General features: G+C 70.4%; 20 protein-coding genes. 9 read left to right on the plus strand and 11 right to left on the minus strand.

Features of this window, described 5'->3' with window-relative positions:
• The first annotated feature begins 34 nt into the window (after window positions 1-34).
• The 3 genes from ACS5Q7_RS14850 (at window position 35) to ACS5Q7_RS14860 (ending at window position 2,906) form a co-directional block, all read left to right on the plus strand.
• Window positions 35-2,098, plus strand: a complete 2,064-nt coding sequence (locus tag ACS5Q7_RS14850) for an NAD(+) synthase (protein WP_478340059.1) — start codon at window positions 35-37, stop codon at window positions 2,096-2,098.
• A gap of 104 nt (window positions 2,099-2,202) precedes the next feature.
• On the plus strand, window positions 2,203-2,433 hold the full coding sequence (locus tag ACS5Q7_RS14855) for a hypothetical protein (RefSeq protein WP_478340060.1): 231 nt from the start codon (window positions 2,203-2,205) through the stop codon (window positions 2,431-2,433).
• Window positions 2,434-2,519: 86 nt separating this feature from the next.
• Window positions 2,520-2,906 (plus strand): PilZ domain-containing protein, encoded by a 387-nt coding sequence (locus ACS5Q7_RS14860; RefSeq protein WP_478340145.1) that lies wholly within the window; start codon window positions 2,520-2,522, stop codon window positions 2,904-2,906.
• Between the two features lie 279 nt (window positions 2,907-3,185).
• Here ACS5Q7_RS14860 and ACS5Q7_RS14865 read toward each other — a convergent pair whose 3' ends face one another.
• Window positions 3,186-3,617 (minus strand): HIT family protein, encoded by a 432-nt coding sequence (locus tag ACS5Q7_RS14865; RefSeq protein ID WP_478340061.1) that lies wholly within the window; start codon window positions 3,615-3,617, stop codon window positions 3,186-3,188.
• Between the two features lie 124 nt (window positions 3,618-3,741).
• Here ACS5Q7_RS14865 and ACS5Q7_RS14870 point away from each other — a divergent pair, with 124 nt between their 5' ends.
• Window positions 3,742-4,701, plus strand: coding sequence for a cation diffusion facilitator family transporter (locus ACS5Q7_RS14870; RefSeq protein ID WP_478340062.1), 960 nt, complete (start codon window positions 3,742-3,744; stop codon window positions 4,699-4,701).
• 133 nt (window positions 4,702-4,834) lie between these two features.
• On the opposite strand, the gene ACS5Q7_RS14875 is transcribed toward ACS5Q7_RS14870, so the two are convergent.
• The 6 genes from ACS5Q7_RS14875 to ACS5Q7_RS14900 all read right to left on the minus strand — a co-directional run bounded on the left by ACS5Q7_RS14875 (window position 4,835) and on the right by ACS5Q7_RS14900 (window position 11,880).
• The gene (locus ACS5Q7_RS14875; RefSeq protein WP_478340063.1) at window positions 4,835-5,689 is read right to left on the minus strand and encodes an SDR family oxidoreductase; all 855 of its coding nucleotides are present in this window, start codon (window positions 5,687-5,689) and stop codon (window positions 4,835-4,837) included.
• A gap of 4 nt (window positions 5,690-5,693) precedes the next feature.
• Complete coding sequence (locus ACS5Q7_RS14880; RefSeq protein ID WP_238247486.1) at window positions 5,694-5,873, minus strand: DUF1328 domain-containing protein; 180 nt, start codon at window positions 5,871-5,873, stop codon at window positions 5,694-5,696.
• Window positions 5,874-5,986: 113 nt separating this feature from the next.
• Complete coding sequence (locus tag ACS5Q7_RS14885) at window positions 5,987-7,267, minus strand: chloride channel protein (protein ID WP_478340146.1); 1,281 nt, start codon at window positions 7,265-7,267, stop codon at window positions 5,987-5,989.
• Between the two features lie 154 nt (window positions 7,268-7,421).
• Window positions 7,422-8,810: a deoxyribodipyrimidine photo-lyase gene (locus tag ACS5Q7_RS14890; RefSeq protein ID WP_478340064.1), complete on the minus strand. Its 1,389-nt coding sequence runs from the start codon at window positions 8,808-8,810 to the stop codon at window positions 7,422-7,424.
• A 461-nt stretch (window positions 8,811-9,271) separates the two neighbouring features.
• Window positions 9,272-10,687, minus strand: coding sequence for a phosphatase PAP2 family protein (locus ACS5Q7_RS14895; protein ID WP_478340065.1), 1,416 nt, complete (start codon window positions 10,685-10,687; stop codon window positions 9,272-9,274).
• A 62-nt stretch (window positions 10,688-10,749) separates the two neighbouring features.
• Window positions 10,750-11,880, minus strand: coding sequence for a TRAP transporter substrate-binding protein (locus ACS5Q7_RS14900; RefSeq protein WP_478340147.1), 1,131 nt, complete (start codon window positions 11,878-11,880; stop codon window positions 10,750-10,752).
• 210 nt (window positions 11,881-12,090) lie between these two features.
• On the opposite strand from ACS5Q7_RS14900, the gene ACS5Q7_RS14905 reads away from it, so the two are divergent.
• Window positions 12,091-12,669, plus strand: coding sequence for a tyrosine phosphatase family protein (locus ACS5Q7_RS14905; protein ID WP_478340066.1), 579 nt, complete (start codon window positions 12,091-12,093; stop codon window positions 12,667-12,669).
• A gap of 51 nt (window positions 12,670-12,720) precedes the next feature.
• Here the strand turns inward: ACS5Q7_RS14905 and ACS5Q7_RS14910 are convergent, their stop codons facing one another.
• The 4 genes from ACS5Q7_RS14910 to ACS5Q7_RS14925 all read right to left on the minus strand — a co-directional run bounded on the left by ACS5Q7_RS14910 (window position 12,721) and on the right by ACS5Q7_RS14925 (window position 15,857).
• Window positions 12,721-13,845, minus strand: coding sequence for a branched-chain amino acid ABC transporter substrate-binding protein (locus ACS5Q7_RS14910; RefSeq protein WP_478340067.1), 1,125 nt, complete (start codon window positions 13,843-13,845; stop codon window positions 12,721-12,723).
• A gap of 112 nt (window positions 13,846-13,957) precedes the next feature.
• The gene (locus ACS5Q7_RS14915) at window positions 13,958-15,127 is read right to left on the minus strand and encodes a polysaccharide biosynthesis/export family protein (RefSeq protein ID WP_478340068.1); all 1,170 of its coding nucleotides are present in this window, start codon (window positions 15,125-15,127) and stop codon (window positions 13,958-13,960) included.
• Window positions 15,128-15,282: 155 nt separating this feature from the next.
• Window positions 15,283-15,483 carry a Flp family type IVb pilin gene (locus ACS5Q7_RS14920; protein WP_478340069.1) on the minus strand — a complete coding sequence of 67 codons (201 nt, stop codon included), beginning with the start codon at window positions 15,481-15,483 and terminating at the stop codon, window positions 15,283-15,285.
• A gap of 122 nt (window positions 15,484-15,605) precedes the next feature.
• On the minus strand, window positions 15,606-15,857 hold the full coding sequence (locus ACS5Q7_RS14925; protein ID WP_478340070.1) for a DUF3072 domain-containing protein: 252 nt from the start codon (window positions 15,855-15,857) through the stop codon (window positions 15,606-15,608).
• Window positions 15,858-15,985: 128 nt separating this feature from the next.
• Here ACS5Q7_RS14925 and ACS5Q7_RS14930 point away from each other — a divergent pair, with 128 nt between their 5' ends.
• The 4 genes from ACS5Q7_RS14930 to cysE all read left to right on the plus strand — a co-directional run bounded on the left by ACS5Q7_RS14930 (window position 15,986) and on the right by cysE (window position 19,799).
• Window positions 15,986-16,498 (plus strand): gluconokinase, encoded by a 513-nt coding sequence (locus ACS5Q7_RS14930; RefSeq protein WP_478340071.1) that lies wholly within the window; start codon window positions 15,986-15,988, stop codon window positions 16,496-16,498.
• 179 nt (window positions 16,499-16,677) lie between these two features.
• Window positions 16,678-17,622 (plus strand): lytic transglycosylase domain-containing protein, encoded by a 945-nt coding sequence (locus tag ACS5Q7_RS14935; RefSeq protein ID WP_478340072.1) that lies wholly within the window; start codon window positions 16,678-16,680, stop codon window positions 17,620-17,622.
• A gap of 271 nt (window positions 17,623-17,893) precedes the next feature.
• Window positions 17,894-18,772, plus strand: a complete 879-nt coding sequence (locus ACS5Q7_RS14940; RefSeq protein WP_478340073.1) for a helix-turn-helix transcriptional regulator — start codon at window positions 17,894-17,896, stop codon at window positions 18,770-18,772.
• Between the two features lie 181 nt (window positions 18,773-18,953).
• On the plus strand, window positions 18,954-19,799 hold the full coding sequence (gene cysE / locus ACS5Q7_RS14945; protein WP_478340074.1) for a serine O-acetyltransferase: 846 nt from the start codon (window positions 18,954-18,956) through the stop codon (window positions 19,797-19,799).
• Window positions 19,800-19,865: the final 66 nt, after the last annotated feature.

Raw genomic sequence — 19,865 nt, forward strand, 5'->3', positions numbered from 1 at the left:
AAGGATGCGGTGAGTTTCGGAGACGGGCCGGTACGTGTCGAACCCAAGCGCTTCCCAGGCGACCTTCCGGTCGCTCTACCGGCACGGCTTCGCCCGCGTCGCCGCCTGCACCGGGCGTAGCCATCCGGGCGATCCCGCCCGCAACGGCGCGGCGATTCTCGCCCTGGCCGAGACCTGCCATGCGCAGGGCGCGGCCCTGGCCGTCTTCCCGGAACTGGCGCTCTCGGCCTACGCCATCGAGGACCTGCTGTTGCAGCAGGTGCTGCTCGATGCCGTCGAGGCGGCGGCCGGAGAGCTCGCCGCCCGCACGCAAGCCCTGCGGCCGCTGCTGATCGTCGGCGCGCCGCTGCGCTGGCGCCACCGCCTCTACAATTGCGCCCTGGCGATCCAGGGCGGGCGGCTCCTCGGCGCCGTGCCCAAGACCTTCCTGCCGAACTACCGCGAGTTCTACGAGAAGCGCCATTTCGCCTCCGGGTGCGGCATCACCGGCGAGACGATCCTGGTCGGGGGCCACGCGATTCCCTTCGGGACGGACCTCCTGTTCGAGGCGCAGGACCTGCCCGGCCTCGTGGTCGGCATCGAGATCTGCGAAGACCTGTGGGTGCCGCAGGCGCCGGGCATGGACGCTGTCCTCGCCGGGGCGACGGTGCTCGCCAACCCCTCCGGCAGCCCGATCACCATCGGCCGGGCGGAGGCGCGGGAAGTGCTGTCGCGCTCGGCCTCGATGCGGGGGGCCTGCGCCTATCTCTACGCCGCCGCCGGCCACGGCGAATCGACCACCGACCTCGCCTGGGACGGGCAGACCAGCATCGACGAATGTGGCGAGCGCCTCGCCGAGGGCGAGCGCTTCGCCTGGAAGCCGGTGGCGACGCTGGCCGACATCGACCTCGACCGGATCGCGCAGGAGCGCCTTCAGGCCGGCAGTTTCGACGACGACGCCCGCGCCGCGCCCTCCGGCCCCTGGCGCCGGGTGCCGTTCCGGGTCGATCCCCCGGCCGACGATCTCGGCCTGATGCGGAAGGTGGAGCGCTTCCCCTTCGTGCCGAACGATTCCGCCCGCCTCGCGCAGGATTGCTACGAGGCCTACAACATCCAGGTCGCCGGCCTCGCCCAGCGGCTGGAGGCCACCGGCACCAGGAAGGTCGTCATCGGCATCTCCGGCGGCCTCGATTCGACCCACGCCCTGATCGTCGCCGCCAAGGCCTTCGACCGGCTGGGTTATCCGCGCGCGGACATCCTCGCCTACACGATGCCGGGCTTCGCCACCTCGGCGGGCACCAAGACCAACGCCCACGCGCTGATGAAGGGGCTCGGCACCACGGCCGCCGAGATCGACATCCGCCCCGCCGCCGAGCGGATGCTCGCCGACATGGGCCATCCCTACGCGGCGGGGGAGAAGGTCTACGACATCACCTTCGAGAACGTGCAGGCGGGCCTGCGCACCGATTACCTGTTCCGCCTCGCCAACCAGGCGGGGGGCCTCGTGATCGGCACGGGCGACCTGTCGGAACTGGCGCTGGGCTGGTGCACCTACGGCGTCGGGGACCAGATGAGCCACTACGCCGTCAATGCCGGCGTGCCCAAGACCCTGATCCAGCACCTGATCCGCTGGGTGATTTCGTCCGGCTTGTTCAGCACGGACGAAGGCCGCGTGCTTCGGGCCGTCCTCGATACCGAGATCTCGCCGGAATTGGTGCCGGCGGAGGCCGACGAGGCGCCCCAGAGCACCGAAGCGGCCATCGGCCCCTACGCCCTGCAGGACTTCACCCTGTTCTACACCCTGCGCTACGGGTTCCGCCCGTCGAAGATCGCGTTCCTCGCCCTCCATGCCTGGGGGGACGCGGCGCGCGGCGCGTGGCCGCCGGACTTCCCGGCCGAGAAGCGCGTCGCCTACGGCCTGCCGGAGATCCGGCTCTGGCTCGGGGTGTTCCTGAAGCGCTTCTTCGCCTTCAGCCAGTTCAAGCGCTCGGCTATCCCCAACGGACCCAAGGTGGCGGCGGGCGGGGCCCTCTCGCCCCGGGGGGACTGGCGGGCGCCGTCCGATGGATCGGCCCGCATCTGGATCGAGGAATGGGAGCGCAACATCCCTGAAACCTGACTGACACAAACGCGGCTCATTGTGCCATTATGACAACGGTCAAGCTGATTCCTCGCGTTGCGGCGAGGATCAGCCTCCGAGGGCGGCCAAGCGGAGGGTTTCCGATGCGGAACTACAACCTCTTCCGGCTGACCGAGGTGGAGGGCCTGTGCTGCGCCGTCCCCGAATCGAGCGCGGTGCCACCCTTCATCGGGTCCGGCCGCTGGACCTTCGGCGGCAAGATCGACGATGGCTGCCGGCCGCCCCTCGATTTCGACGGCCGCGCCGCCGACACCGCCGTGCGCTTCAACGGCTTCTACCTGTTTCAGACCGTCGACCGGCGCTTCCTCGCCTAAGCCGGCCTGCGTCTGCGATTATGGCGAATATTCCTTAACTCGCGGTCGGCACAGTGGCCGCGTTCGCGCTTATCGGAAATCGTCGCATGTCCATGGAACAGCGAAGGCAGCCGCGCCTCCGGGTGTTTTTGAAGGGACGGATCTACTTCAACAACGGCTCGTCGAGCATCGATTGTCTGGTGCGCGACATGTCGAGCACGGGCGCACGCCTGTTGCTCAGCGAGACCGCGACGCTGCCCGAGAAATTCGACCTGCATATTCCGCAGAAGGACCGCACCTACCGCGCGCAATTGCGCTGGCGCCGCGAGGACGGAATCGGCGTGACCTTCGACAACGGCGCCGACGCCTCCGAGACCGCCCCCGACCTGACCATGACCGCCCTTCTGCGCCGGGTCGGCGAGCTGGAGGCCGAGAACGCCGCCCTCCGCCGCCGCCTCACGCAGATGATGGAGGCCGAAGCGCGCGCGATCTGACGGGGAAGGGCGATCAGCAGCACTCCCGCCCCTCACCTCATCCTGAGAGTCTGGCCGGAAAATCGATTCCTCCCCTCATTCCCCCTCATCCTGAGGTGCCGCGCAGCGGCCTCGAAGGAGGGCTCCAGACCGCGCTGCGATCTCTGGAGCCCTCCTTCGAGGCCTCCGCTGCGCTCCGGCACCTCAGGATGAGGTTGAGGGTGAAAGAACCGCCGACTTCTCGGTCAGACACTGAGGTGACGTTGCGGGACGAGGTTTGCAACACTCCCGCCCGACCGATCAGCCCTTCAGCGCCGCGCGGATCCTTTCCGCGTGGGCGGCGAGCAGCGCCGGATCGGCCATGCCGCCCTCGTGGCGCTTCAGGGGCACGCCCTCCCTCCGGGGGATGATGTGGACGTGCAGGTGAAACACCGTTTGCCCGCCCGCCGCCTCGTTGAACTGGAAAACCGTCAGTCCGTCGGCGGCGAAGGCCGTCTTCACCGCGCGGGCGACGATCTGGACGCTGCGCATCAGCGCGGCGAGCGTCTCCGGCTCGGCATCGAGCAGCCCGCGCGAGGGCGCCTTCGGAATGACCAGGGTGTGGCCCTCGCCCTGGGGCATCACGTCCATGAAGGCCAGGGTGTGCTCGTCCTCGTAGACTGTGTGCGCGGGCATCTCGCCCCGCAGGATCTTGCCGAAGACGTTGTTCGGGTCGTAGGCCGTGTCCGCCATGCTGCCTCCCATTCGGGCGGCCACGATGCACGGCGCGGGCGCTTCCGTCCATGGTCCGGGAACCGGGGGGCGGCCAAGCTCCTTCTCTCCCGGCGCCGGCCGGGCGCGGGGGAGGGCGTGACGGTTGGCACACGAGAGCACGGGCGCGATCTACGCCGCAGCCGGGGCCAACCTCGCCATCGCGGTGGCGAAGTTCGCGGGCGGCTTCCTCACGGGCTCGACGGCGATGATCGCCGAGGGCGTGCACTCGGTGGTGGACACGCTCAACCAGATCCTGCTCCTCATCGGGCTGAAGCGGGCCGAGAAGCCCGCCGACGCCCGACATCCCTTCGGCTACGGGCGCGAGGTGTATTTCTACGCCTTCGTCGTAGCGCTGATGATCTTCCTCGGCGGCGGCCTGTTCGCCATCTACGAGGGCGTGGAGCGGATGCTGCATCCCGAGCCTGACAAGGACGCGCATCTCTTCGGCTATACGATCCCCGGCCTGTACGTGAACCTCGCCATCCTCGGCTTCTCCATCGCCGCGGAGGGCTATTCCTGGGCCGTGGCCATGAAGCAGTTCTGGGCCGAGAAGGGCAAACACTCCGCGATCCACGCGATCCGGCGCAGCAAGGATCCGAGCCTGTTCACGATCCTCGCGGAGGACACGGCGGCGCTGGCGGGCCTCGTCATCGCGCTCGCCGGCGTCCTGCTGGCGCATGTCCTGGAGAAGCCGGCCCTGGACGGCGCGGCCTCCATCGGCATCGGGCTCGTCCTGATCGGGATGGCGGTGTTCCTAATGATCGAGACCCACGGCCTCCTCATCGGCGAGGCCGCCGACCCCGCCCTGGTGCAGGCGATCAACGAGATCGTGCGGGACGAGCCAGGGGTGATCCATGTGAACGAGGTGCTGACCCAGCATCTCGGGCCGAGCGACATCCTCGTGAATCTCAGCCTCGACATGGCCGACGACCTCACCGCCGGGGCGGTCGAGGCGGCGGTCTCAAGGCTCGACAAGGCGCTGAAGGCCCGCGATCCGGACGTGACGCGGGTGTTCATCGAGATCCAGGCCAAGCCGGAGGATGCGCGGGCGGTCGCGGCCTGAGGCCGAACCGCAGCAGGCATGACTCCCTCGCCGTCTTTGCGAGCGAAAGCGAAGCAATCCAGCCGGCGCCGTCTTGTCCGGACAAGTCGCGCCCTGGATTGCTTCGGCACCGCCTCGCAAAGACGATGGCGGCTCAGGCGTCGCGGCCGACCTGATCGAGGCTCACCCGCCAGAGGCGCTCCTGCACCGCCTCGTCCCGGCTTTCCGAGGAGGAGGTCTTGGGCTTGCCGTGGGAGAAGTAGCGGCCCGTCACGCCGTCGAGCTCCGGCGCGGTGGCGACGTGCAGCGAGGTGCGGGCCCCCTTCTCGGGGGTGATCAGGAAGGGGCGGATCAGGTTCCAGGCCATGCCGAACAGGCCGCTGGTGTTCTTGGCGAAGCCCGTATCGACCACGCCGGGATGCAGGCAATTCACGGTGATGCCCCGGCCGGCGAGGCGCCGCGCCAGGGCGTAGGTGAACAGCACGTTGCCGAGCTTCGCCTGCGAATAGGCGCGCATCGCGCCGAAGGACTTCACCCCGCCGAGGTCGGCGAAGTCGATATGGCCCCGGTAATGCGCCGCCGAGGCGACGTTGACGATCCGGGGCTTGCCGCCGGATCCCGCCGTCGTCGCCAGGGTGTCGAGGAGTTCGAGGGTGAGCAGGACGTAGCCGAGATGATCGAGCGCCCAGGTGCGCTCGATGCCGTCGACCGTCGTCTCGCGGCGGTCGAAGATGGCGCCCGCATTGTTCACGAGCAGGTGGAGCTGCGGGCAGGCCGCGCGAACCTCGCCCGCGAGGCGGCGGATCTCCGCCTGCGAGGACAGGTCGGCGCGGTAGGTGTCCACCCGCGCCTCCGGCGCCGCCGCGCGGATCTTGTCCGCGCAGCCGGCGAGCTTGCCGGCATCCCGCCCGACGAGGCCGACCCGCGCGCCCATCCGCGCGAGCCCGAGGGCCGTCTCGTAGCCGATGCCGCCCGTCGCGCCCGTGACGAGGCAGACGCGTCCGCGCATGGGACTAGAACACCACCTGCCCGACGGCGAAGGCGATGACGACGATCACGATCGCCACGATCAGGAACAGGCCGAACAGGATCCGCGCCAGCGAGCCCGCGCCCGACGCGATGCCGGTGAAGCCGAGGCCACCCGCGATCAGCGAGATCACGAAGCAGATCAGGGCCCATTTCAGAAGGGTCATCAGGCATCCTCCCTTGGCCCGGCGGGAGGCGCCGGGCGGTCGTCAATCGCGCAGTCAACCTGCGGCCAAGCGGGACTGTTCCGTCCCGCCGGCCCCGGATGAAGCCTTTATTCTCAGGCGGTGCGGGTCACGGGTTCGGCCTGGACGTCGGCGCGCTCCAGCATGATCTCCGCGAGGGTGTGGTAGAGCCCGCCCCGGCACACCGCCTTCGAGGCCGCGTCCGCGATCAGCGCGGCCACCATGAGCGGGATCATCAGGGCGTGGTTCTGGGTCATCTCGGTGACGATGACGAAGCTGGTGATCGGCGCCTGCAACACCCCCGTGAGATAGGCCACCATCCCGACGAGCACGACGGCGCCCACCGGCACGTCCGACACGAGGGGATGCATCATGCCCCCGAGCCCGGCTCCGATCGCCAGGGAGGGCGCGAACAGCCCGCCGGGGATGCCGCTCACCGAACTCAGCACCGTCGCGAGGAACTTCAGCGGCGCGTAGAGGAGGCTCGCCGGGGCGTCGCCGTGCAGGATGGTGCGCGCCTCCTCGTAGCCCGTGCCGTGGGCCGCCCCGTGGGTGGCGAGGCCGCACAGGGCGACAAGGAGGCCGCAGAACGCCGCGAACACGATCGGCCTGCGGGCGACGAGCCGTCCGGCCCGCCCCGGCAGGCCCCGGGCGAACAGGATCACGAGGCGGCTGAAGGCCCCGCCCGCGAGGCCGCCGACCACGGCGAGCACCGGCACGATCCACCCCGCCGAGAGGGGAAGGGCGGCGGGCGTCGTGCCGAAATAGGTGTAATTGCCCATGAGCCACAGGGAGGTCAGGCCGGCGGCGACGATGCCGGCCACGATCAGCCCGGAGGAGCGCGCCTCGTAGGCCCGGCCCAGCTCCTCGATGCCGAACACGATGCCGGCGAGCGGCGTGTTGAAGGCCGCCGCCACCCCGGCCGCGCCGCCCGCGAGCAGCAGGCCGGGCAGCCGGTCCGGCGTCAGGCGGCCGAAAGCGGCCATGATCACCGCGCCGACCTGCACGGTCGGCCCCTCGCGCCCCGCCGAGGCGCCGCAGAGCAGGCCGAGGAACAGCACCACCACCTTGCCGAATCCGACCCGCAGGGAGATCAACCCGTGGCGGAACCGGGCATCGCGGGCGTGCCGCGCGGCGATGACCTGGGGGATGCCCGAGCCCTGAGAGTTCGGAAACACGGTCTTGGCGAGCAAGGCGGCGAGGGCGAAGCCCGCCGGGGTCAGCGCCAGGGCGATGAAGGGCGAGGGAGCGGTGAGCGCCTTGAACCCCTCCTGCGCGAGGTCGGCGCCCTTGGCCATCACCACCGCCGCGAGGCCGACGCAGATGCCCCCCACGAGGAACAGCAGCCGCGAGCGCCAGAGGGGGTAGGCGTCCATCGACACCGAGCGGAGCCGGGCGATCGAGCGGCCGGTGCGGGAACGGGTTCTCGGCGCCTCGTCCGTCTCCGCCTCAAGCTGCCCCGACATCGCCGTCCTTCGTCTTTCGCTCCGCGAAAGGCTTAGCGGGCCGGGGCACGAAGCGCGAGGGCGTTCAGCCCTCCGCCGCGCAGAGCGTCTCCACGGCCTTTGCATAGGATTTCGCGTCGAACTTCTTGAGCGAGTTCTCGCTCTGGTAGCGGACGGTGCCGAACACCTTGCGCTGCTGCCAGGGGCGGTCGTGCAGGCCGTAGACCCAGGCGACGTTGGTGAAGGAGTTCGCGTCCCGCCCATCCAGGAAGTAGCGGTTGTTCAGCCGCAGGGTGCGGGCGAAACCCTCCTTGGGCGAGGGCGACCATTCGAGGATCTTCTTGCCCCAGTACATCCGCAGCTGGTTGTGCATGTAGCCGGTCTCGCGCATCTCGCGCATGGCCACGTTCCAGTAATGGTCGTGGGTCTCGCCGGCCGCGAGCTGCTTTTCCGTGTAGGTGTGCGGGCGTTCGTCCTCGGCGTGGTCGGCCAGCGTCTTGCGCGCCCAGTCGGGCACGGCCTTGTCGTACTCGTCGTAGCCCTTCGTGTAGAACACGTGGTTCATGGCGAGCTCACGCCGGACGATCAGCTCCTCCAGATAGGCGCCGCGATCCTCGTCGTCCCCCGCCTTGGCCTCGCGGATGGCGAGGGCGATCTCGACGGGGGAGATCTGCCCGAAATGCAGGTAGGGGCTCATATGCGAGGCCGCCGCCGCCTCGGGCTTGTTGCGCCCGGCGCCGTAGCCCTCGAACCCGTCCTTGAGGAACGCCTTCAGCCGCTTGCGCGCCTCATCCTCACCGCCGACGAAGCGCTTCACCGGGCCGACCTCCCGGTCGAGGCTCATGCCCGCGAGCACCTTGTCCGGGTCGGAGACGTCGATCTCGCTCTTGAGGCCGAGCGTGTCCGCCTTGTGCTTCACCGGGCGCGACCGCAGGTCTTCGATGAACGGGTCCCAGAGCCGGTTCAGCTTCGGCCGCAGGGTGCGGGCGGCGAATTCGTGCTTGGTCGAGGCGGTCTCGACCGGCACCACCACGTCGCCCTCGACCTGCACGATCCGGCAGCCGACATGCTTGCCGATCTCGGCGTACCAAGCCTTCTGGATCGCGAGATAACCCCGGTCGAGGACGAGGAGCGCCGCCTCGTCCGCGAGGGCGATGGCGACCTTCGCCGGGGAGGCCTTGCGCATCACGAAGGCGATGCCGCGCTTCTCCAGCCCCGCCTTCGCCTCCGCGAGCCCCTGGAGCAGGAAGGCGTAGTGCCGGGCGTTGGCCTCGGGGAAGCCGCTCTTGCCGTCGAGCAGGCCGAAACAGGCCACCACCGGCAGTTTCAGCCGATTCGCCTCCTCGATGGCGAGTTCGAGGGCCGGGTTGAAGCGGGCGCGGTTGGCCTGCTGCATCAGGTAGAGGACGTAGCGGCCCTCACCGTCGGGCTCCACATCGTTGAGCACCCGAACCCGCTCGCCCTGTATCGCCACGCTTCCCCCCACGCTCCGCCTCGGCCCGAGCTAGGGCGCGAGCGGGCGAAGGGGAGGCGAGGGCGCGATCCGAGGATCGGCCCTGAAGGCGACCTCGACAAGACGTCGCAGGCCCCAACAGCGGGGAAATAGCGGGTGTAGAAGCCAAGGTGCACTATCCTAGGCTGTCCCACTGCCTATTAACCCATCTTTTCGCGAGACTTAGAGCTTGTTGCAAATGCGGCGGCAGCATTCGCATCGGGCGATTGCGCTGCGACATTTTCAGCACGGCTCAACCTAAATCAGTGCCGGCGCCAGTCCGGGTGCAAGAACTTGTGCAAGAAGCCCTTGTCATCCGGCGCCTTTGCACTCAGTTTTGCATTGCGAGACAGCGATGGCGTCGCTTTCTCGCTGCCCTCCTTGGGCGTTTCCTCCCTAGACTTCGGGCCGCTCCTTCGGGGGTGGCCTTTTTTCTTGGGTGCTCAGCGCGAGGGCGCCGCGCCGCTCCGCCGGCTTGCGGCGAGGGCGGCCGCCTGGCCTGCCGCCTCGTAGAGGTTCAGCCGGGAATAGACGCCGAATTCCGAGCCGTCGTCGAGGAAGCCGCCGCCGGGTCCCTGAGTCTCTGTGAGGATGCGGTTCGCCTCGGCCAGCGACAGCTCCGGGAAGGCGGCGGTCAGCAGGTGGCCGGCCTCAGGGGCGAGCGCCGCGACGTCCTCCGTCTTGCCCGCCGTCTCGGGGTGGACCACCGGCAGGCCGTAGGTCTGGGTCGAGGCGTAGAAGGCGGCGTTGGCGGCCTCGTCCTTGAACCGGCTCTGGTCCTGCGCGGCGCAGGCGGCGGTGTCGGCGCCGCAGGTCTCGGCCACGAAGGCGTCGATCTCGGCGCGGGCCGCCTTCACCACCGCCGGGTAGTCGGAGAGCGAGACCGTCTTGGCCGTGTCGGCGGTAGCGGGATCGAGCACGGCCGGGTTCATGCGGATCTGGCCGACATAGGCGGGATCGTTGGCGAGCAGATGCGCCAGCGCGTGCAGGGAGGTCGCCCGGCCGCCGATCACGTCCATGGCGTAATGGGCGCCGACGACGATCCGGTCGTTGCCGTACTCTGCGGCGCGGACCACCATCTGCCGGTAGCGGCTCGGCACGAGGATCGCGAGCAGCATCGACTCCGTGGTGCCGTAGGTCGTGTGGCCGCTCGGGAAGGCGGGGCTGTCGGTGAGGTCCTGCTTCGGTCCCCGCAGCCAGTCGAGGCTGTGCGACGGATGGCCGAAATAATCCTCGCCCCGGTAGGCGGTGAGGACGGGCAGGGTCTGCACCGGCCGGGCATTGCCGGAGGCGTCCGAGCCCGGCGTGCCGGCGGGGCGGCCATAGGCGCGGCCGAACGCGTCCGTCACGCCCCCCTTCGCCAGGATCGCCGATGCCTCCTCGGAGACGGGCGTCTTCCCGTCCCGGGTGCCGTTGGCGAAGAAGTACTTGCCGGCGTTCGAATCGGACTTGGTGATGGTGTTGGTGTAGCCGATCAGCTTCGCCAAAGCGGGCGAGACGCTGGTGAAGGTCTTGTAGTCGGCGTAGCGCGCCTTGGCCTGATAGGCCTCGCCGATCCGCGTGCCGAGGCCGTCGGCGAGCTGCGTCGCGTTGCCGTCGGTGATGAAGCAATCCTTGAGGGCCAGCAGGCGCTGCTCGGGCAGCGGCAGCAGCATCGGCTGGTTCGCGGCCCCGCTCTGGATGTCGCCCGTCACCTTCAGGTTCGCGGCGAGGGCGGCCTGGCCCGCCGGGCTCTGCGGCAGGCGGGCGAAGGGGGCGAGGCCGCGCAGGGCACTGAGGTTGGCTTGGCTCTGCGCCAGCGCCGGAACGGACACGGTCAGGCACAGGGCCGCGAGCCCGAGGGTGGAGAAGTGTCTCATGGCTGGCGCTCTGCTGAGGTTTCAGGCGGCGTAGGCCCGCCGTATGACCGGTCTGTGACGGCTCAGCCCCGGGCGCGGGCGCGGATCATGAAGTTGTCGAAGGTGTATTCCGCCACCTGAAACCACAGGTATTCCTCGTTGCGGAACACCCGCAGGGCTTCGTAGACCCGGCGGAAATCCGCGTTCTTCGCGGCGATCTCGGCATAGACCTCGTTGGCGTTCTTGAGCGCGGCCTCCATCACCTCCTGCGGGAAGGGACGAAGCTGCGCGCCGGCCGCCACGAGGCGGCGCAGGGCGCGGGGGTTGCGCGCGTCGTACTTCGCCTGCACCTCCGCGCCGACCTGGGCGCAGGCCGCGCGCAGGATCGCCTGATAGGACTTGGGCAGGCTCTTCCACTTCTCGGCGTTGATCCAGACATGGAGCATCGCCCCACCCTCCCAGAAGCCGGGGTAGTGGTAGACCGGGGCGACCTTCTGGAGGCCGAGGCGCTCGTCGTCGTAGGGGCCGATCCATTCGGCGGCGTCGAGCTTCTTCGATTCGAGGGCGGCATAAAGGTCGGGGCCGGGCACGGCCTGCGGCTGCACGCCGAACTTCGTCAGCACCTGCCCGCCGAGGCCGCCGATGCGCAGCTTCAGGCCCTGCAGGTCGGCGAGGCTCTTGATCTCCTTGCGGAACCAGCCGCCCATCTGCGCACCGGTATTGCCGGCGGGCAGGCCGACGAGGCCTGCCTTGGCGAAGACCTCGGCGAAGAGTTCGGCCGCGCCACCGGCCTGCCACCACGCCGCCTGGCCGCGGGCGTTGAGACCGAAGGGAATGGCGGTGGCGAGCGCGAAGGTCGGGTCCTTGCCGACCGCGAGGGAGGCGGGGCCGTGCCCCATCTCCACCGTGCCGGCGGCGACCGCATCGAGCAGCCCCTCGGCGGGCACCGGCTCGCCCGGTCCCTGGACCTGGATCTGGAAGCGCCCGTCGCTCGCCTCGGCGACGATCCGGCTGAGCGATTCGGGGGCGCCGAACAGGATGTCGAGGGTCTTGGAATAGGCCGAGGACAGCCGCCAGCGCAGGTCCGGCGCGGCCTGTGCCAGGGCGGGCGCCGCGAGCGGCGCGGCCAGCGCGGCGCCGAGACCGGCCGAGAGGAGGCCCCGCCGGGCCGGGGAGGCGGGGCGGGCCGGGGCGTGCGTATCGTCCGAAGGCATCTCGTCCGGGGGTTGGTCGTCCGTGCCGCAGGGATGGGGCCACAGGGAATCGGCCGGGGTCGGTAGCATGGCCGACACCCGTCCCGAAACGGATCACCGGCCAGGACGGTTCAGCCCCGGCCGGAACTTTGCGCCGACGTCGAGCGCTTGGCGCCGTTCGGACGTGTAGAACCAGCCGAAATTCGCGGCCATGACGTGACGAGATCAGCGATGTCCAACCCCGCCCTCACCCTCCACACCGTCTGCGGCCTCGAGGAATTGTCGGGCCATGGCGAGGCTGGGGTCAGCCATGTGCTCTCGCTCCTCGATCCCGGCACGCCGGAGCCCGTCGCCTTCGAGGGCTACGGCGTGCATCGGCGGACGACCCTGCGCTTCCACGATTGCCTCGGCCCCGGCACGGACAAGCACGGCACGACCCTCGTGCCCCCGGAGCGGGAGGACGTGGCGGCGATCCTCGCCTTCGGCCGGGATTGCGGCGACGCCGCGCATGTCCTCGTCCATTGCCATTACGGGCTGTCGCGCTCGACGGCGGCCCTGCTGATGCTGTTCGCGCAGGGCCAGCCCGACATGGAGGCCGGGGCGCTCGTGGAGCGGCTGCACGCCCTGCGCGAGCCCGCCTGGCCCAATGCGCGGATGATCGCCTTCGCCGACACGGCGCTGGGACGGGGCGGGGACCTCAGCGAGGCGGTGCGGCGGCTGCACGCGCTGCAACTGACGGTGCGGCCGCATCTGGCGGATCTGTTGCGCGGGCTCGGGCGGGGGGCGGAGGTCGAGGCGGCGCTTCGCTGACCGCAGGGCTCCGCCCTGCACCCGCCAAAGGGCTTGCCCTTTGGGAACCCGTTACTTGCCGGCGGGGGTGAAGCTGCCGTCCTTCCAGACGTAGAGGACGTAGCCCTGAGCGGTCACGTCGCCCTTGGAATCGAACCCCACCGTGCCGAGCACGAGGTCGAACCGCTCGGTGTGCAGCGCCTGGGTGATCGGACGGGGCTCCGTCGAGTGGGCGAAGTTGCCCGCCGCCACCAGCGCCTGCATCGCGGCATAGCCGTAGATCGTCGAGCCGGTCGGGTCGACGCCCTGCGCCTTGAACGCCTTCACCACCCCAGCGGCGGCCGGCTGGCGGCTCGGATCGAGGTAGAAGGTCATCAGCACGCCGTTGCTCGCCGGCCCCGCCACCTTGGCAAAGTCCGGCGTCGCGATGGCCGAGGTGCCGAACCATTGCGGCCGGTAGCCCCGGTCGGCGGCGATCTTGACGAGCCGGCCCATCTCGGCGGCGTCGCCCCCGTAATAGACCACCTCGATCCCCGCCGCCTTGAGCCGGTCGGCCAGGGCCTCGTCGTCCTTCTCGGAGGGCTGGAAGGACAGGAACAGCGCCTCGTTGACGCCGATCCGGTTCAGGTTGTCCTTCGTCGCGGCGGCGAGCAGCCGCGCGGGGGCGCTCTGGTCCTGCAGCAGCGCGATCTTGCGGTCGCGGAACCGCTCGGCCAGCACCGCCGCCGAGAGCCGGGCCTGGTCGTCGTCGCGCCCGCATACGCGGAAGATCGTCGGCAGGCCCCGGTCCGTCAGCTTGGCCGCCACGGAGGCCGCCGTGATCATCACGATGCCATTGGCCGCGTAGAGGTCCGAGGCGGCGATGGAGGCGTTCGAGCAGACATGGCCCACCACGAGCCGCACGTTCGAGCGGATGAAGTGGTTGGCCACCGCCGTCGCGGAATTCGAATCGCAGGCGTCGTCCTGCACGTCGAGGACGACCGGCTGCCCGTCGAGCCCGCCCATGGCGTTGGCCTCCCGGGCCGCCGCCTCGACGCCGCGCAGCACCTGCTCGCCCACGGCGACGTAGGGACCCGAGCGCGGCACGGCGACGCCGACGGTCACGTCGGCGCAGGCTGGCCGGGCGAGGCACAGGCTGGACACGAGCAACGCGGCGGCGAGGAGCCCGCGGGCGGGGACGACACGTCCGGCTTTCATCGGGCTCTGCTCAGCACCCTCATCGCAGGCTACGGACGGGGCCTCCGGCCCCAGAGCCGCAGCCCATACGCGAGGTGATGCCGGAACGCGATTTCTTTTCCGTATCCCCCCGCTACTTCGAATAGCTGTACACGGCTGCGGCGGAGGCCACAGGCCCCGTGACGGTGGACAGGACGCCCAGCACCTTCTGGACCTCGGTGAACGGCGCGTTCGACACGTAGACCAGATCGCGGTTGCGCATCCGGAACGCCTGCGCGGTGAACAGGCTGTTGGGGTCGCGCATGTCGATCCGGTACACCACCGGCACCAGCGGCGTGCCCGTCAGCTTCGAGCCCGGCGCCAGGCGCCGCACGATCGCCGCCGGCTCGAACCGGAAGATGAACGTGCCCGCCGGGTCGGCCTGGAAGTCCGACAGGCCCCGCGCCTTGGCCAGCGCCTGCGCCAGGGTGATCCCGTCCGCCTGGAACGGCAGTTCGGTGGAGTTGCCCAGCGCGCCCACCGCCAGGAAGGTCTGCGGGTCGCGCACCAGGGTCAGCACGTCGTTGGGCCGCAGGTAGATGTTCTCCTTCGGGTTCGACACCACCGTCGTCAGCGGCACCGTGGCCGTCACGGGGCCGCGCGACAGCCGCACGAAGGTCTCCGACACCGGCGAGCGCACGCCGCCGGCGGCGGCGAGCACGTCGAGCAGGCGGTCGCCGTGGCCGGTGAGCGGCAGGCGGGCGCCGGCCACGGCCTCGCCGGTCACGGTGACGGTCTGCGAGATCGGCTTGGTGACGGAGACGAGCACCTGCGGCTGGATGGCCTTGCCGGCGAGTTCGTTCTCGATGAGCGCCTGCACGTCCTGCGGGCGGCGGCCGGCGACGGAGATGCGGCCGGCATAGGGGACGGAGATGGCGCCGTCGCGCCCGACGGGCTGCTCGGGGATGAGGGCGGATTTGGAGCCGGCGGAGAAGCGGTCGGCGACGAGGGGGCCGGAGAACAGGCCGCCGGAGCCAGCCTCCCAGATCGAGACGGCGACCATGTCGCCGATGCCGATGACGGGCTCGGCGGAGGGGCGGTGATCGCCGAAGGAGGCGAGCAGGCTGTCGAGCGGGCGTCCGCGCAGGGCCTCGATGACGGCGGGGGTGACGTCGATGATCTCGTAGCGGGCGAGCAGGCCGCCGCCGGCATCCGGCACCTCGGCCCCCGCCTGGATCGCGTCGGCCGTCGGACCCGCCGCCGGCAGGAGCGTGCAGCCCGACACCGCCAGCGTGGCGAGTAGGAAGATCGGGGTTATGCGCATCCGGACGATGTCCATGGGTCTGGCCGGGATCGTGCCTACCCCATGGGCAGCGGCGAGTCCGTAGCGGGCTGGCCACACTGCCTGTCGCACGGCCCATGCGGCCGTTTCATCCTCACAACCCACGGTTTCCCAGAGGATGAATCAGACCGGCCCGGTCAATTCGCCTGCGCGATGGTGCTGCCGATCTGCACATAGACGGTGTCGAGCTTCGCGCCGTAGAGCTTGAGGGATCCTGCGATGACGGCGAAGATCAATCCGCCAATCATCCCATACTCGATGGCGGTCGCCCCGCTCGCGTCGCACAGGAAGCGGCCGAGGAGGGAGGATTGGGTCGCGCTCGCTGTCCGCTCGCTCATCGTTCCGAAACCGTCAGGCTCCCGTCCTCCGATCGATCGGCGACGGGAGCGGGCCTCAGCTATAGCGGCCGCGAATTGCCGCAGGCTTAACGCGATCCCCCACGGCCGCCTTCAATCGCCGATCAGGCATGCCCGGCCTTCTGCCGCAGGGAGTCGATCCGCTTCGAGGCCTCGGCCTTATCGATGGAATCGTCGAAGGCGTCCGGCTCCTTGGCTTCCTCGGACAGGGTCTTCAGGTAGGAGGCCTGCGCGCCGGTCATCGGCTCGCCGCCGGTTGTCCACTGATCCGGATCCTTGATCTGGTTCGAGACATCCTTGGGATCGGTCTTCGGGTTCTCCGAGTGGGCGGAGTCCTTCGCGGTCGACTTGGCCATTGCTCTGTCTCGTTCATGGAATGTTCTGGCCAACGCGGGGGAGGGGTCGTGGTTCCGCGCGCAGGCGAGATGCGGTCGCGGCATCCACACCCTAGAATGACGGCCCTCGGGGCGCGGGCGGTGAGCACATGAACGGCGGGCAGGTTCTCGTGGTGATGGGAGTGTCGGGCTCGGGCAAGAGCACCATCGCCGCCCTCGCGGCGGAGCGGCTGGGCTGGATCTTCGTGGACGGAGACAGTTTCCACACGCCGGAGCATGTCGCGAAGATGCATGCGGGCATCGCCCTCGACGACGAGGACCGCGCGCCCTGGCTCGCGCGGATCGCCGCCTGGATCCGCCAGCGGCTGGAGGCCGGCGAATCCGGCGTCATCGTCTGCTCGGCCCTGCGCCGGGCCTACCGCGATGTCCTCACCGGCGGCAGCCGCCGGGTGCGCATCGTCTATCTGAAGGGCGACAAAGCGCTGATCGCGGCCCGGCTCGCGGGGCGCCACGGCCATTTCATGCCGTCCGGCCTGCTGGACAGCCAGTTCGCCGTGCTCGAACCCCCCGGCCCCGACGAGCACGCCATCGTCGTCGGCATCGCCGAATCGCCCGACGCCATCGCGGACCGCATCGTCGCCCGCGTCGCGGCCGGAGACTGATGCCGGCCGGGCCTGTGCCTGTGGCGGGGCGAGCACAGGGGGCGGCGGCCGGGCCATAAGGCGGGAGAGCGCCGGCCGCGTCCCCCTTCCGCCGCCACTCCGCCGGCTCGGGGCCGTTTTCCGGCCTCATTTCCCGGTGACCTAGCTTGACCATAGAACAAGCAGCACCGGGTCTCGGAATGCACCGCCTTCTCCTCGCTGCCGCCATCGCGGTCGCGCCAGCGTCCGCCTTCGCACAGACGCCGCGCGACAACATCGACGCGTTGATCGAGCAGCAGGCCAAGGCCAACGGAGTGCCGGCGAGCTTCGTGCACGCCGTCGTCAAGCGCGAGAGCAACTACAACCCCAAGGCCAAGGGCGGCAGCGCGCTGGGCCTCATGCAGATCAAGCACGCCACGGCCCGCGCGCTCGGCTACACCGGCGACGCGGCGGGGCTCTACGACCCCGAGACCAACCTCCGCTACGGCGTGGCCTACCTCGCGGGGGCCTACCGCACGGCGCAGGGCAACATTCACCAAGCCTACCAGTACTACAACCGCGGCTATTATTACGCCGCCAAGCGCCAGGGCGTGCCGACCGTCGTCGCTTCCACCGTGGCGCCCGTGGCCGCCTCGGCCAGCGCCCTGGCGAGCCTCTTCACCGGCCGCGCTCCGGCCGAGGCCGCCCAGGCGAACGCCGCCCTGGCCTATGCCGCCGCCGAGCCGCCGCCGGTCGAGGCGGTGGAGGTGCCGCTGCCGCCGCGCCGGCCCGCCGCCCTGGCCGGGGGCGCACAGGTGCAGTTCGCGAGCCTGACCACCGATCCCTCCTCCCCGGCCCAGGGCGCCGCGCCCGCCACTGCCACCGCCACGGTGGACGTGCCCCTGCCGCCCCGGCGGCCGGACGATTTCGGCGGCGCGGCGCAGGTCGCCGCCGCGACGCCCGCTGCCCTCACCGAGCTTCGCCTGTCGCCCGCCGCCCAGGCCGAAACCCCTGCCGCGACCGCCACCGCCGCCGTGGCGGAAGCCATCGCCGTGCCGCTGCCGCCCCGGCGCCCGTCGCCGAAGCTCCTGGCGCTCGCCGCCGCGCCGCGTCCCGCCACCGCAGCGCCCGTGCTGCAGGAGGCGGCGGCCCTGCCATCGCAATAGAAGCACACCCCGTTGCCCACACGGCATCGGTCCCGAGGCTTGACCATCGGGTCGTTCCGCAACACATAGGCCTGACGCTGCGGTCGGCGCCGGACAGGTGCCCATGCGCCCGTGAGAGGCGACGGCGTCAATATCGAATTCATCGGGGTAGGGTACGCTGGTTTCGCACGGATCGTCCGTGTCGGCCCTGCCCATCCCTGTCGGGAGGCTTGGCTGCCGCAGGCGTCTGGGCGGAACGGCGTCCCAAAACGGCAGGAAAGCGAACGGCGCCATGGCCGGCGTGATCGAACAGGAGACACTCTTCCTCGCGGATCTCGGCCGCCGGGTGCGCCATGCGCGCACGGTCCGGGGCCTCTCGCGAAAAGTGCTGTCCCAGCTCTCGGGCCTGTCCGAGCGCTACATCGCCCAGCTCGAAGGCGGGCAGGGCAACGTCTCCATCATCCTGCTGCGGCGGGTCGCCAACGCCATGGGCGTGCGCCTCGACGACCTGATCACCGGGGACGACAGCAGCCCCGATTGGCCCCTCATCCGCGATCTCCTCTCGCAGGCGGATCCGAGCCGGATCGCGGCGGCCAAGGACATCCTGTCCGGCGGCAACCGCAACGAGGCCTCCGGCGCGGCGCGGGTGGCGCTGATCGGCCTGCGCGGCGCGGGCAAGTCGACGCTGGGCAAGCTCGCGGCGGAACGCCTGGGCTGGACCTTCGTGGAGCTGAACGCCGAGATCGAGCGTGAGAACGCCCTGTCGGTGCAGGAAATCTTCGCGATCTACGGCCAGGAGGGCTACCGCCGCCTGGAGCAGGCCGCCCTGCGGCGGCTCACCGAGCATCCCGGCCCGCTCATCCTCGCGACCAGCGGCGGCATCGTCGCCGAGCCGCTGACCTACGATCTGCTGCTGCAGGCGTTCTACACGGTCTGGCTGCGCGCCCGGCCGGAGGAGCACATGAACCGCGTGCGCGAGCAGGGACACCTGCCGACCACCGGCGACCACGCCTCCGCGATGCAGGAATTGCGGGCCGTGCTGGCGAGCCGCGAGCCGCTCTACGCCCGGGCCGCCGCCCAGGTCGATACGTCGGACATCCCCGTGCCGGTGATGCTCGACCGGCTGACGGCCGCCATCGAGACCCGGTTCGGCCTCGTCCGCGCCGGGTGACAGGCGCCCGGCGCGGACCAGCCCTGAGGGGGTTCCGGTCTTGATCCGGGCGGGGTGGGGCACCACGCTGTAGGCGGGGAGCCAGGGTAGTGCGCTGCACGGCGCTGCCCTGCACCCGCGAAAGGGCTCGCCCTTTCGAAACCCGGATTCACCGAGAGACCATTCAGCACGGGCGCGGAGCATGAGCGCAAGTCCAGCCTTCACCAAGACGGACCTCGCCGTCTGCGATCCCGTCTGGTCGCGGGTGCGGGACGAGGCCGAGGAGGTGCTACGCACCGAGCCGCAGCTCGCCTCCCTGATGGTGGCGACGATCCTCAACCATCCGACCCTGGAGGGAGCCGTCGCGCACCGGGTCGCCGCCCGGCTCGGGCACCCGTCCCTGCCGGCAGAGCTGATCGCCCACGCCTTCCACGAGGCGATCCAGGCGGACCCCTCCATCGGGGCCGCCTTCCGTGCGGATATCGGGGCGGTGATCGACCGCGACCCGGCGACCCTGCGGGCCCTGGAGCCGGTGCTGTACTTCAAGGGCTTCCACGCCCTGCAGGCCCACCGCCTCGCCCACCATGTGTGGACGCGGGGGCGGCGCGACCTCGCCCTCTACCTCCAGAGCCGGGTCTCGGAGGTGTTCCAGTGCGACATCCACCCCGCCGCGCGGATCGGCCGGGGCGTGTTCCTGGACCATGCCACCGGCCTCGTGGTCGGCTCCACGGCGGTGATTGAGGACGACGTGTCGATCCTGCACGCGGTGACGCTCGGCGGCACCGGCAAGCAGCGGGGCGACCGCCATCCGAAGATCCGCCGGGGCGTGATGATCGGGGCCGGCGCCAAGATCCTCGGCAACATCGAGGTCGGCGCCTGCGCCCGCGTCGCCGCCGGCTCCGTGGTGCTGCGGCCCGTGCCCGCGAACACGACCGTAGTGGGCGTGCCCGCCCGCGTCGTCGGCACGGCGGGCTGCGACGACCCGGCCCGGGCGATGGACCAGCTCGTCGCCCTCGACGCCTTCATCCATGTGGGCGAGGGGATCTAGACCCGCACCCGAACGAGTCGGTTCAGTCGGCCTTCTCCAGTTCTTCCCCTCATCCTGAGGTGCGGC

The sequence above is a fragment of the Methylobacterium sp. Gmos3 genome (genome assembly GCF_056430985.1).

What these genes read in the sequence shown, in the direction of transcription:
- ACS5Q7_RS14930 (WP_478340071.1), top strand. Translation starts at nt 15,986, where the DNA reads ATGAACGGCGGGCAGGTTCTCGTGGTGATGGGAGTGTCGGGCTCGGGC.
- ACS5Q7_RS14915 (WP_478340068.1), bottom strand. Translation starts at nt 15,127, where the DNA reads ATGCGCATAACCCCGATCTTCCTACTCGCCACGCTGGCGGTGTCGGGC.
- ACS5Q7_RS14855 (WP_478340060.1), top strand. Translation starts at nt 2,203, where the DNA reads ATGCGGAACTACAACCTCTTCCGGCTGACCGAGGTGGAGGGCCTGTGC.
- ACS5Q7_RS14910 (WP_478340067.1), bottom strand. Translation starts at nt 13,845, where the DNA reads ATGAAAGCCGGACGTGTCGTCCCCGCCCGCGGGCTCCTCGCCGCCGCG.
- ACS5Q7_RS14900 (WP_478340147.1), bottom strand. Translation starts at nt 11,880, where the DNA reads ATGCCTTCGGACGATACGCACGCCCCGGCCCGCCCCGCCTCCCCGGCC.
- ACS5Q7_RS14905 (WP_478340066.1), top strand. Translation starts at nt 12,091, where the DNA reads ATGTCCAACCCCGCCCTCACCCTCCACACCGTCTGCGGCCTCGAGGAA.
- ACS5Q7_RS14860 (WP_478340145.1), top strand. Translation starts at nt 2,520, where the DNA reads ATGTCCATGGAACAGCGAAGGCAGCCGCGCCTCCGGGTGTTTTTGAAG.
- ACS5Q7_RS14875 (WP_478340063.1), bottom strand. Translation starts at nt 5,689, where the DNA reads ATGCGCGGACGCGTCTGCCTCGTCACGGGCGCGACGGGCGGCATCGGC.
- ACS5Q7_RS14925 (WP_478340070.1), bottom strand. Translation starts at nt 15,857, where the DNA reads ATGGCCAAGTCGACCGCGAAGGACTCCGCCCACTCGGAGAACCCGAAG.
- ACS5Q7_RS14880 (WP_238247486.1), bottom strand. Translation starts at nt 5,873, where the DNA reads ATGACCCTTCTGAAATGGGCCCTGATCTGCTTCGTGATCTCGCTGATC.
- ACS5Q7_RS14865 (WP_478340061.1), bottom strand. Translation starts at nt 3,617, where the DNA reads ATGGCGGACACGGCCTACGACCCGAACAACGTCTTCGGCAAGATCCTG.
- ACS5Q7_RS14895 (WP_478340065.1), bottom strand. Translation starts at nt 10,687, where the DNA reads ATGAGACACTTCTCCACCCTCGGGCTCGCGGCCCTGTGCCTGACCGTG.
- ACS5Q7_RS14935 (WP_478340072.1), top strand. Translation starts at nt 16,678, where the DNA reads ATGCACCGCCTTCTCCTCGCTGCCGCCATCGCGGTCGCGCCAGCGTCC.
- cysE (WP_478340074.1), top strand. Translation starts at nt 18,954, where the DNA reads ATGAGCGCAAGTCCAGCCTTCACCAAGACGGACCTCGCCGTCTGCGAT.
- ACS5Q7_RS14920 (WP_478340069.1), bottom strand. Translation starts at nt 15,483, where the DNA reads ATGAGCGAGCGGACAGCGAGCGCGACCCAATCCTCCCTCCTCGGCCGC.
- ACS5Q7_RS14885 (WP_478340146.1), bottom strand. Translation starts at nt 7,267, where the DNA reads ATGGACGCCTACCCCCTCTGGCGCTCGCGGCTGCTGTTCCTCGTGGGG.
- ACS5Q7_RS14940 (WP_478340073.1), top strand. Translation starts at nt 17,894, where the DNA reads ATGGCCGGCGTGATCGAACAGGAGACACTCTTCCTCGCGGATCTCGGC.